General features: G+C 37.1%; 13 protein-coding genes. 8 read left to right on the forward strand and 5 right to left on the reverse strand.

The window, feature by feature from the left end:
- The first annotated feature begins 240 nt into the window (after positions 1-240).
- Both BTO08_RS03410 and BTO08_RS03415 read left to right on the forward strand, forming a co-directional pair.
- A complete protein-coding gene (locus BTO08_RS03410; protein ID WP_105059899.1) occupies positions 241-690 on the forward strand; it encodes an RNA-binding S4 domain-containing protein in 450 nt (149 codons plus the stop codon).
- A gap of 67 nt (positions 691-757) precedes the next feature.
- Positions 758-1678 (forward strand): M15 family metallopeptidase, encoded by a 921-nt coding sequence (locus BTO08_RS03415; protein WP_105059900.1) that lies wholly within the window; start codon positions 758-760, stop codon positions 1676-1678.
- On the opposite strand, the gene BTO08_RS03420 is transcribed toward BTO08_RS03415, so the two are convergent.
- Positions 1668-1886 (reverse strand): hypothetical protein, encoded by a 219-nt coding sequence (locus BTO08_RS03420; protein WP_105059901.1) that lies wholly within the window; start codon positions 1884-1886, stop codon positions 1668-1670. The genes BTO08_RS03415 and BTO08_RS03420 overlap by 11 nt on opposite strands.
- A gap of 234 nt (positions 1887-2120) precedes the next feature.
- Entirely contained in the window at positions 2121-3437 is a 1317-nt protein-coding gene (locus BTO08_RS03425) for a rhodanese-like domain-containing protein (protein WP_105059902.1), read from the reverse strand.
- Between the two features lie 343 nt (positions 3438-3780).
- Between BTO08_RS03425 and BTO08_RS03430 the strand changes: the two genes are divergently transcribed.
- Positions 3781-4992 (forward strand): META domain-containing protein, encoded by a 1212-nt coding sequence (locus BTO08_RS03430; RefSeq protein ID WP_105059903.1) that lies wholly within the window; start codon positions 3781-3783, stop codon positions 4990-4992.
- A 59-nt stretch (positions 4993-5051) separates the two neighbouring features.
- Here BTO08_RS03430 and BTO08_RS03435 read toward each other — a convergent pair whose 3' ends face one another.
- Both BTO08_RS03435 and mobB read right to left on the reverse strand, forming a co-directional pair.
- Positions 5052-5567: an NUDIX hydrolase gene (locus BTO08_RS03435; protein ID WP_105059904.1), complete on the reverse strand. Its 516-nt coding sequence runs from the start codon at positions 5565-5567 to the stop codon at positions 5052-5054.
- A gap of 4 nt (positions 5568-5571) precedes the next feature.
- Positions 5572-6102 carry a molybdopterin-guanine dinucleotide biosynthesis protein B gene (mobB, locus tag BTO08_RS03440; protein WP_105061303.1) on the reverse strand — a complete coding sequence of 177 codons (531 nt, stop codon included), beginning with the start codon at positions 6100-6102 and terminating at the stop codon, positions 5572-5574.
- A gap of 286 nt (positions 6103-6388) precedes the next feature.
- On the opposite strand from mobB, the gene BTO08_RS03445 reads away from it, so the two are divergent.
- The 3 genes from BTO08_RS03445 to BTO08_RS03455 all read left to right on the forward strand — a co-directional run bounded on the left by BTO08_RS03445 (position 6389) and on the right by BTO08_RS03455 (position 9324).
- Positions 6389-6880: a hypothetical protein gene (locus BTO08_RS03445; RefSeq protein WP_105059905.1), complete on the forward strand. Its 492-nt coding sequence runs from the start codon at positions 6389-6391 to the stop codon at positions 6878-6880.
- Positions 6881-6983: 103 nt separating this feature from the next.
- Positions 6984-8123 carry an endonuclease/exonuclease/phosphatase family protein gene (locus tag BTO08_RS03450; protein WP_105059906.1) on the forward strand — a complete coding sequence of 380 codons (1140 nt, stop codon included), beginning with the start codon at positions 6984-6986 and terminating at the stop codon, positions 8121-8123.
- Positions 8124-8244: 121 nt separating this feature from the next.
- Positions 8245-9324: a DUF3541 domain-containing protein gene (locus BTO08_RS03455; RefSeq protein ID WP_105059907.1), complete on the forward strand. Its 1080-nt coding sequence runs from the start codon at positions 8245-8247 to the stop codon at positions 9322-9324.
- A 142-nt stretch (positions 9325-9466) separates the two neighbouring features.
- On the opposite strand, the gene amrA is transcribed toward BTO08_RS03455, so the two are convergent.
- Positions 9467-10084, reverse strand: coding sequence for an AmmeMemoRadiSam system protein A (gene amrA / locus BTO08_RS03460; protein WP_105059908.1), 618 nt, complete (start codon positions 10082-10084; stop codon positions 9467-9469).
- A 445-nt stretch (positions 10085-10529) separates the two neighbouring features.
- On the opposite strand from amrA, the gene BTO08_RS03465 reads away from it, so the two are divergent.
- Positions 10530-10847, forward strand: a complete 318-nt coding sequence (locus tag BTO08_RS03465) for a glutaredoxin domain-containing protein (protein ID WP_105059909.1) — start codon at positions 10530-10532, stop codon at positions 10845-10847.
- Between the two features lie 58 nt (positions 10848-10905).
- Positions 10906-11112: a hypothetical protein gene (locus BTO08_RS03470; RefSeq protein WP_105059910.1), complete on the forward strand. Its 207-nt coding sequence runs from the start codon at positions 10906-10908 to the stop codon at positions 11110-11112.
- The last annotated feature ends 193 nt before the right edge of the window (positions 11113-11305 follow it).

The following is an 11305-nucleotide window of genomic DNA, read 5'->3' on the forward strand; positions in this document are numbered from 1 at the left end:
CAGGTTTTTAGGAATTGTAAGTTGCTAAAGTTATATTTTTGTCATGTTTTTTGGGATGAGATTATTATCCTTTATTTTATTTTCTTTCAGAATTTGTGAACATTTAGATCTTTACTATCAATGATTTTTATCAACTTTTTACGAAGTACTGTTCTATTCGCTCATTTTTTTCCTTCATATTGTAATGTGGGGTAGAATTAGAAATATATTCCTTTTTATTCTCTTATTTGAGTTATCGACATGTCTGAAGAAATTGAAGTTGAAGCAATTGGTGTTGAAGTTTCAGCTCAACCTATCGAATTATATAAAGTGTTAAAGATAGCTAACTTAGTCAGTGGTGGCGGTGAAGCAAAATATGCCATCTCTGAAGGTTATGTTGCAGTAAACGGTGAGCTTGAATTACGTAAACGTTGCAAGATATATGACGGTGATGTGATTGAGTTTAATGGTGAGTTTTACGTTGTATTGTGCGACCAGCCAGTACAAGAAAAAATGACGCGTGTTGCAGAGGAAAAACCAAAAGTATCTCCTAAAGCGGCGTCAAAAAAAGCAAATAAAGCTGCTGATAAGAAAAAGAGTACTAGCAAACCGAATATTGCAGGAAATCGTTCTGTTACGAAAAAAGCGGCTAACAAAGCTGCTGATGTAAAACCAGATACAGCGACTGGTCGTAAGCCAATTAGTTTTTAAACTAAAACATTATTATAAACAAGGCGCGCAATGACGCGTCTTTTTCTTGCCTGATTAATGAGAAGGGATGATGAATAAACAATTTATTACACTAGGTTTAGTGATTAGTTTTAGCTGTTTTAGTGGAAGTGTGTTGGCTGCAACTGTTTCATCGCTAACAACAGCTGAATGTCAGGCAATGTCAAAAGTTGGCGTGATGTCGAGCTCGGCACCAGTACAGTGCCAACGTTTGAAAAAAGTGACATTTAAATATCGTGATTTTTCTAATCGTGTTCACACTAATGGTCAAATTATTGTAATGGATGCAACAGCGCCTTATGTGGGTAAAATTTTCGATGAATTATATCAACAAGGATTTCCAATTCATAAAGCGGTTCCGATTGAAAAATATCGTGGTGATGACACTACATCGATGACAGATAACAATACATCTGCTTTTAACTATCGCCCAGTAGAAGGGACGAGTAGTTTATCGCTTCACGCTTATGGTGCAGCGATTGATTTAAATCCGGTGCAAAATCCATTTGTGACTTTTGCACGTGCAGGTCAGGCAAAATATAGCCCCGTAGAAGGGACAAAATATGCTAATCGTGAAATTTATCGTTATGGTAAACCAGATAGAAAAGGGATGGCTGAAACAGTCGTAGATATTTTTGCACGTAATGGCTTTTTATATTGGGGTGGTTTTTGGAATTCGCCAATTGATTATCAGCATTTCCAATTATCTAAAGATATGGCAGTAATGATGTCGCAGATGACAGCACAGCAAGCAACACTGTTCTTTAAACGTTATGTTGAGTGGTATAACAGTTGTAGTCGTATGTACCCCAAAGCCTATAGCCAGTATAAGTTTAATGATTACACTAATTATCTGAAACATAAGCTGGGTGTGTCTTCGATAAGTAAAGCGTATCAGGCGAACCCAAGTAAGGTTATGGCGCAGATTGAGCAAGTCCCTTTGCGTTCAGAGATTTGTGTTAAACGTTAATATTAATCGTACAGCCTTTAGTTGGCGCTTTAGGCTGTATTTCTCCACGATTATCGTAACCACTGAAAGTCATAATGGTAGAGATTTTTTTCTCTGAGTTTTCTTGGTTAACCCGAGGTTGGGTCGCCGGTATTTCGGCTTGCGCATAACGCATTTTTTTTGCGTTATTATTTACTAAATATACGGGAGCGATAGTAAACGTTGACATATGGCCTCCACAACTTAGTTTTATTTAAGATGTGCAAGGTTAATAGGTGGTTAGATGTCATTCAACGTAGTGGCTGTTAGGATATGGTCATTTGTTGGTCAGAGGAATGTTAGCTTCTTGTTCTTTAAGTAAATTAGTTTAACTTTGTGAAGGTCATTAAAGCTTGAAGAAGTAAACGGCAGCTAAGAGTTACCGTTTTATGACAGAACTTTTTATGACAGAGCTTTAACAATGTTATTTAGGCACGCCTTCAGCGATAGGATTGTTTTTATCTGCGCTCCATTGATACCACCCGCCATCAAAGACACTGATATCTTTCCATCCCATAACATAAGCATAGAAAAATGCCTCAGATGCTCGCCAACCAGTACCACAGAAAAAGGCGACTTGTTGGTTTGGCTTAATATTCCACTTCGCCCATTGTTTCGCGATGAGGTAACCACTTTTCATTGTGCCATCAGGGTTATTAAAATCTTGCATATGGTAAGAGTCACTACCAGCGTGTCCCCATTTTGCCCCTTCGATACGACCTTTAGGCTTGATGTAATCATAGCCACTGGTTTTTCCAATGTACTCTTGCCAAGTACGAATACTCACGAGTGAATGGGTACTTTGGGATTCTTGTAGTATTGTTTTTGCTTGCTGGAGATCCGTCAGGTACTGAGGGTTTACTGGAATCGTTTTACCAAAACTCACATCGTCGTGGTTTTCATTAATGAAAGCTTGGGTAGGGTAATGCGCGTTTTCCCACGCATTCCAGCCACCATTGAGTAGACGTACATCTTCAACGCCAGCATACATTAGAAAGTTAGCAAAGCGTGCTGCTGACATATTGTTACGAGCATAAACAATAACAGTGGTGTTATAACGAATACCTAAATCAGTAATGACTTTTTTAAGATCATTATCACTGACTTTATTCCACCAAGGCTTGCTTTCAATATCATTAGTATTGACGTATAGCGAGCTGGGGATATGTGAAAGCAAATAAGTGGACGGTGGACCCCATTCAACTTCAACAATTTTATAACCGTGTTGTGGTGCATATAATGGTTGCTGGTGATTGATTAGCTGATCTAACCATTGTGCAGATACTAAATGTTTAAAGTTTTTAAGTGTTTTAAGTTTGCCTACATAGTCAGTAACGGGCTGATTAATTGTAGATATAGTGCTAAAACCTTGTTGCTTGAGTGCTTCACTCATTGCCGTCGTTGAGGTTTTATCACCATACAGTACGGTTGGTACTTTCGGAGATAGCTGACGATTTTTAAGTAAGCTTGATAGTTGGGGCGGCGTTAAAAGAGTGAGCCATTGACTATCAATATTGACGGCATGAGGGATATGACCACCTCGGGTAGCATCTCCCTTTGGCCAACCGTTGAAGTAATTGCTGTCTCGACAATCAATAATTTGTATTGCTTGTTTCGTCTGTTGAACCTGAGCAAGTTGCTCAAAGGTTTGAATAGGAGGTGTGACAGTTTTTGCTGCCGCTAAACATGGCATGCTAATCACAAAAAGGCATGTAATAAAAAGTTGAATTAAAGAACGCATATAGAACCTGTTTGATCTGCCATCAAGGCAAACGAGGCAACATTCTAACGAAAATTATTTGTAATACAATTGATGGTGATTAATTAAATGATGAATTATTGCTATAACAAATAGATGCTGTTGGTAGAACAAAGTAAGTGAAAGTGAAGATAAAGAGAATACATATCTCTCTATTTTAATAAAAGTCGTATAAATGGATTGTTTGGCTAGACGATAAACCGTTCCTGTCATAATTACTTGTTCAGTAACGTATAGGGTGTGGGAACTAATTAATAAAACGCTGGTCGAATTATTCCAGTAACTGTTTATATGATAACGGTAAGTGAAAAATAAAGGAATGAAGATGAGATGTTTGGTGCTCTTATTTGTAGGAGCTATCGCGACATTCAGTACAACGCTGATGGCTGCAAATAATGATGGCTCATACTGCCATTCCGTAACCTCCAATATTGATAAGTTGATTTGTAAAAACCCTAAACTAGTACTGTTACACAAGCAGATGTCAGAGATGTATCAGCAGGTGTTAACTCAGTCGTTGGTAAGCGAAGCTTCTGTGATAAAAGAAACACAGAAAAACTGGTTAGAATCAAGGACAGGTTGCTTAAATCAACCTGATGTTCAACGTTGCTTAGTGTTAACTTATGACTCTCGCTTAGATAATCTTACTGCTATTAATGACACCATACTGGCACCACTCGCAACCTACAGTTTTCATGATTTAAAAGAAGCCCGCTACAGTGGTATAGAAGATATAGGCACGCCGATTAAATTACAGCATGGTTTATGGGCAGGTGAACCGTATCAACCTGGTGGCTCAGTCATGCCACAAGTCATACTTCTGGATGATATCAAAGCTGTGGGCTCACTGACGGACAGTAATAAAAAAATGGCCGTGGTTTTATTAAATTATTCACCAGGCGGAACAGGGCAATATTTGTATATAGCTGTTGTTGATAAAGAAAGTGGTCATTTAAAAAATATTGCGACGCAATTTGTCGGCGATCGTTTTCGAGTTAAAGATCTTAAAATAGTGAATCAGAAAATTATTCTAGATGTTATTCAGCCGAGTAAAAAAGATTCAGCTTGTTGTCCTGGTGATGTAGTTCAGCATGTTTGGCATTTAGATAGTAATAATCAATTAATTGAAGAGCCAAATACACGAAAAATTGTTCGTTTAACGCCAGATATTTTATCTAATACTGAATGGAGACTAGAAAGCTGGCGCTATGGCGATCCGGTAAGTGCCGAGAACGATATTCGATTGCGTTATATTAATGGACATTTTACTGGTTCAGTCGCCTGTAATAATTATACGGTTACCGTAAAGTCAGAGCCGCGTCCGGGCTTTATTAATGTATTAAAACAGCATACTTCAGTGACTGAAAAACAGTGCAATAACCCTTTAGCCGCAGAGCAACAACAACGATATTTAGAGCAGTTAGGTGGGGTGAGTCAATTTACTTATTTCGCCGGTAAATTAGCGCTTTCATATCAAGTCAACGGTCAGTTAGGGGTCATGATATTTTCCCGAGAACCAGACTCGTATGATCAATAATATTTTGTAACGCATAAATAAGAAGTATCAATAGACATTGATACTTCTTATTTTATAACTTATTGATTATTTAACCATAACTCAACAGCGCGTTGCGTTGAGGGAAAAGCAAAGTTCTCTAGTTTGATATCTTGTTTTTTTACCCACAGAATTTCAGCAACATCATCCTGTGCGGTTAATATCGGTTTATCTAATAATTGATGACTAAAAAAACTATCACAGGTTTTATATTCAATATTTTTGTAGCAATACGTGTTACTGAATGAGCCTTGGTATGTAAAATCAGTCAGCGTTAAGTTGAGTTCTTCCTGTATTTCTCGTATTACTGCTTGCTCTAATGATTCATTATGATCAACAAATCCGCCTGGCAAATCCCATAATCCTAATCCTGGGTTTCTACCTCTTATTGCTACTAGCAACTCATCTTCATATGACAGTGCAACCATAACAGCCGCCGCTGGGTTGTGAAAATATGTAAAATCACAGGCGTTACAAGTAAATTGCTTATCGGTTAAACGGGCTAGGCTTGATTTTCCACATTGTGGACAAAAACGGGCTTTATCTATACTCATCATCTTTCTACTGACCATTCTCTACTAACCAAGTAAGAATAAATTGTGCAATAGACTCAGGATCATTGATATCTAACCGGGGTAGCGGACACAGTTGAGTGTCTGCGTCAGTAGCAAATGCGATAATATAAGGATCGTTAGGATACAATAAGGGTTTATTGTAAGACGGACGATGAATTTCTATTTTAGGAAAAGCCTGCTCTCTAAATCCCTCTATTAACACAAGATCGAGTTTGCTGTGATCGAGTTGTTCTAAACAGTCATTGAGCTCAGGGTCTTTACGCTCATCTTCTGGATATTCAAAATAAAGCATGTGGCGTGATTTTGTTGCTAGTAAGGTTTGCCCGCAACCCGCATGACGTAATCGATAAGAGTCCTTGCCAGGTACATCGGGTTCAATGTCATGATGACTATGTTTTATTAAACCTAATCGAATACCACGTTGTTTGAGTAACGGGATTACCTTTTCTAATAACGTTGTTTTTCCTGAGCCACTAAAGCCCGCAAAACCAATCAGAGGAGTGGGAGAAGTAATCATGGTCATTTTTAGGTAAGAATACAGTGCTAGTGATTATATCTTTAAATCATGCGCAAATGCAGCGATACGCGGTATTTGATTAATGAAGTATTAAGGTAAGTTTCTTATTACTTATATATGGAGTGTCTTAAAAGTAATCTTTATCGGTGAAAGTTTTGTTGTGTTAAGAGTGACAGTCTAAAGTTAAAAAGTAATGAGTAACTGATTAAATATTTTGTTGAGTCGTTGTTGTCATGGCAGGGAAGTTGATGATTAACAGCATAGGTATAAAGACAGGGAGTGTGTAATGTGGGCAATACTTGATTTTGAGGCTTCAGGTTTATCTGAACATTCTTATCCGATTGAGGTTGGGTATTCTTTACCAGATGGAACAAACAACAGCATGTTAATTAATCCGTTATCTGCATCTGATAACTGGTCTCACTGGGATAAAGATGTTCAACACAACATCCATAAGATATCTCGGTCAATGATTGAAGAGACAGGTATGCAAGTAATGGATGTTTGCCAACATTTAAATACAACGTTAGGTCAATATGAATTGGTTTTATGTGACAGTGAATGGGATCTATTCTGGCTTGGACGTTTGTACCATGCTGCACATATGCGACCATCTTTTGTGCTTACAGAGGTAAGCCACTGGTTAAAACATCAAAAGGGACTTGGTCAGGTACATTTTAAATTGGCTTTAGATAATTTAGGGTCAATGAGGCATCAAGCTGGATATGATGCAAAACAAATTCGGTTAGCAATAGATACGTTGGTTAAGTCATCTTAATTAATGTTTTATATTTAGAAAAATTAAGTTACGTGGTTTGTATTTGTAAACATGGGTGTGATGTTTACAATGCCGTTTTCAATTATTGATAACGAGATAACGTGTGGCAGAGTTTTTACCAACCGTTTTAGAAAAAAAACAATCTTTACGTGTAGCCATGTTTAATGTCGCGATGTCTGAGTCAGAACAAGGGCGTATTTTGCAGCAGACATCGAGTTTGACTAATAAAAGATTTCAGCGACTCGCAGCTATTATTCAACATGCTAATGCTGATGTCTTATTACTGTGTGAATTTGATCACCCTGGTAATGGGGGGGATGACGGCAGCCTTGATAATTTCTGTCAGCATTATTTATCTCATTCTCAATATCAACAATCGGTGATCGATTACCCTTATCGTTATTGTCCGTCATCCAATACTGGCCTATTAACCGAAATAGATCTAAATGGCGATGGTGTCTGCACGTTACCAGAAGATGCCCAAGGTTACGGTGAATTTCATGGTCATTTTGGCTTTGTTATTTTATCTAAATACCCACTGCAGCAAGAGAATATTCGAACATGGCAGCATTTCCTTTGGAAGGATATGCCGAATAACTTGATGCCTGTCGATTATTATTCAAAAGAAGCTCAGCATATATTACGTTTATCTTCTAAAAATCATGTTGTTGTGCCTATTGTCGTTGAAGATAAAGAAATTAATTTACTGTGCTGTCATCCAACCCCTCCAGTGTTTGACGGTAACGAACGTCGAAATGCAAAACGTAATCATGATGAAATCCAGTTATTAATCGACATCATTAATGATGAATCCTATTTAGTTGATGATAATGATCAAGTTGGTGGATTAAAACCTGATGATGCCTTTATTGTAATGGGGGATTTAAATGCTGATATAGATGATGGCGACGGATTGAAAGGTGCGATTAAACACCTACTGAAACTCGATAAAATAAATACAAGGGTTAGTAGTGGTAAGCAGACGCCTAAAAGTGAAGGTGCAAGACATTATTATCCTTGGCAAAAGCGTAGTGGACGTAAAAATGAGTGGACACATTTAGCAGGATTACGGTTAGATTACGTGTTGCCGTCAAGAAATTTAGATGTGATAAAAACAGGAGTTTTTTGGCCGGATAAACATGATTCATTACGTGAACTTATTTTAGATTGTAAAGGTAGAGAAAAGCCTTCTGCAGGATCAGATCATCGAATGGTGTGGGTTGATATTAATATTGCGGACTAAATGACGATGTGATCACGTTGGCATATTTATATTATAACAATTACTCATAGGTAAAAGTTAACAGAGATAGTAATACCTAATGTTACTCTTCATGCTCGTTATTTTTCGGGGAGTAGTCATTATGCGTTTGGTACTTAGCCGCTATTGGTTTTTCTGTCTTTTATTTTGTTGGTCTGTTGCGGCAAATAGTTTACAGCTTAATCCGACATATCAACAAAGCGCTAATCAGATCCGCCAAACCTTTGAGCCTCAGTTATATACATTTCCTGCTTATACTGCGGGGCATTATGGCTTACGTATGTATCGACAGTCATTAGATCCTAAATACGCAGCAGCGATATGGATGGATATGGCGCGTGTAGTGAGTAACTTAAATCGTTATTCGACAGAAGTTGTGACACCTGAACAAGTACAGCAATACAGTTTAACGCGATTAGAGAATTATAAAACATCACCTAAAGAGCGTAGCCAACGTCGATATAAAGCGACTAAAACGATGCCTGAATATATATATTTAGGCGTTGGGTTGCTTGGTTCAATGGCGCGTGCCGATGAATATGGTCTAAAACATCAAAATGATACGCAACTAAGACAGGTTCTTCGCCGTTATGATTTTAAAAAATATGTTACTGATCCGGAAATGATCCAAGCATGGGCAGCACAACTTGCAAATCAAGTCTATTGGTTAAGACAACTAGGTGAACAAGATGTGGTGAATGATTTTATTATCGCTTTTCGTGAAACTTACCCTGATAGTCATGACAGTCAATTATCTTCTCAGCAATACAGTAATAAAATTTATGGGTTAACGCATATTATTTTTGCAGCATCGAAATATTATCAATTACCGATCCATGAAAAAGATTACCAATGGATTTTTGATTACTATCGTAAAAATATAGATAAGATTATTGCTGAAACAAAAGAGGATGTTATTGCAGAAGTTGGGATTAATTTTTTATTGGCTGGGTTAGATACAGATCCGGTAGTAGATAAAACCCGCAATGTTATTCAGAAAGCAATAAATACCCAGTATGGAATGATCCCATCAGTAACGGGTGATATAGATTTAGTTTCAGGTGAGCACCGAAATGTACTTGCGATAATGTTATTAGATTGGAAAGGAACGCATTTAGCGCCGACGATAAGCCTGCATCCTCAAATCTTCAAAAGTATACCGTATGGATTGATGGCGAAATAGTACAATAGAAAAAGGTGAAAGGTATATTTACTCATAATGGGATTGATTGATAATTAAACAATATGAATCAAATGTTATGACAAAAGTGCCGGAAAGGTTTGAATGAGCAAGCAACAGTATTGACTGTTGCTTGCTTTGACGGTTAGAAATATTTACTACGAATTTTGGCGTATTTTTCTTTCAGTGCGCTAGTTGTAAAGGTTTTAACAATCATATTGGGTGACCAATAGGTAGGTGACCACCCCGCTTTTTGCTTTAATTGCTGAATAAAATGGTCCGGTGTGATGCCTTTTCTCCACGCACTTGGCAGCATTATTGATTGCGTGTAGCGATCAATTAATACAATACCTTGGCGATTATTAGGTATTTGTAAGTGCTCTACCAAGGCCTGATGAGAGTGAATAACCAGCGTTTCAAGTGACGATAACACTTCGACTTCGATTGTTAATTCATCCAGTTGCTCTTCAGAAAGAGGCATAAAGCGACGATCTTCGTATGCACTAGCCACTGCTTTATTGTGTACTTCAATGACTAATGGGCGCGAAGCAATAGTTGTTCCCATTGAGCCTTGTAGTACATTATTCACTTCTAAAGTAACAAAACACGCCGCATGTTGTTGCATCTTTCGAGTGTAATGATTAAGGCGAGGTGCATTTATTGGACGATCGGAAAAATGGTCTTGAATAGCATTACGTGCAATATCAAGTAACTGAGTTAACTCACCTTTATTATATGTTTGTGGTGTAGTTATGATATCCACATTTCTCTCCTTAACTCTGTAATGACAGAGCAGTTAAATTCCGTGATAAAAGCGATTTATTATTGTTCATTTTGCTGCTTTTGATTATCCGTTAGTGTTTGAATGCAAAAGGACTGACGAAACAGTTAACGGCAGTGAGGTAATTAATATCATCTATTTTCGATGAATGTTCAATACGTGAAAGGTTAAAAATTGTTAACTTTTCCGCCGTCAATTTATTTAATGGTTGTGCTTTTATTTCTTATAAAACAAATTGTTATGTTTTATTTGCCGAGAGCTGATTTTTAACAATTGGTTAGCGATGAGTAATTGCGAATAGAAAGTGAACAGTGCAACTAAAATTAAATATTGTTTAGATAGTAAACAGGCGTGAAGTAGATGTTTTACTATTCAGCAAGTTTCAATTATCTTGACCAACTTACATTATAGAAGAAGTGGCATTGTGATGACTGAAGTAAAAAATCTGACAATCGAACAACTTGAGCAATACGACAATTTAGTAATTACACAGCCGAATTGTCCGTTTTGTGTGAAAGCAAAAGCATTACTTGACGAGCGTGGTATCGAGTACACAACACTTGTTTTAGGGCTAAATTTATCAAAAGTAGTGATGGTTGATTTCATCGAGCAAAAGACAGGGCAAACGGTTCGTACGGTACCTCAAATTATTTTAGATGATAAATATATTGGCGGTCATGACGATTTAGTCGCTTTTCTTGAGCGCCAAGTTGAATCGACTGAATTTGATGATTTCGAATTATAAAAATGGGCTGAAAAGCCCTTTTTTATATCTATTAATATTATATGTATGAGCTGCTTTTATGAAACTCGATTTTTCTCAATTAAATAAACAGGCTAAACAATCGTTTGGTGACCAACAAGCCATTATTAAAAAAGTAATGCAAGGTAAAGTGGTTAACTGTAAAGAATGCGATCAATCATTATTCTTAGTTCCACCTGAAAAAAGCGAACAACCAGGTATTGCATGTAAAAAAGGGTGTACTCATATCCATTTAGATTTCGCGTAGTTACAGATGCTGTTTTAAATTGTCGATATGTATAAAAAAAAAGCACCGAATTGTTTTTTAAGAAAATATTATTTCTTTGTTTATAAATAATAATTAAAAAGAGAACATCATACCCTTCCTTCGTTGTATGTTTATTAACCTGTTTTTTCGTAGTTATATTATGTTAATAACAAAGTAGAAGCCTTATGGTTTT

Origin of the sequence: Photobacterium angustum, from assembly GCF_002954615.1 — a bacterium.
GTDB lineage: Bacteria > Pseudomonadota > Gammaproteobacteria > Enterobacterales > Vibrionaceae > Photobacterium > Photobacterium angustum_A.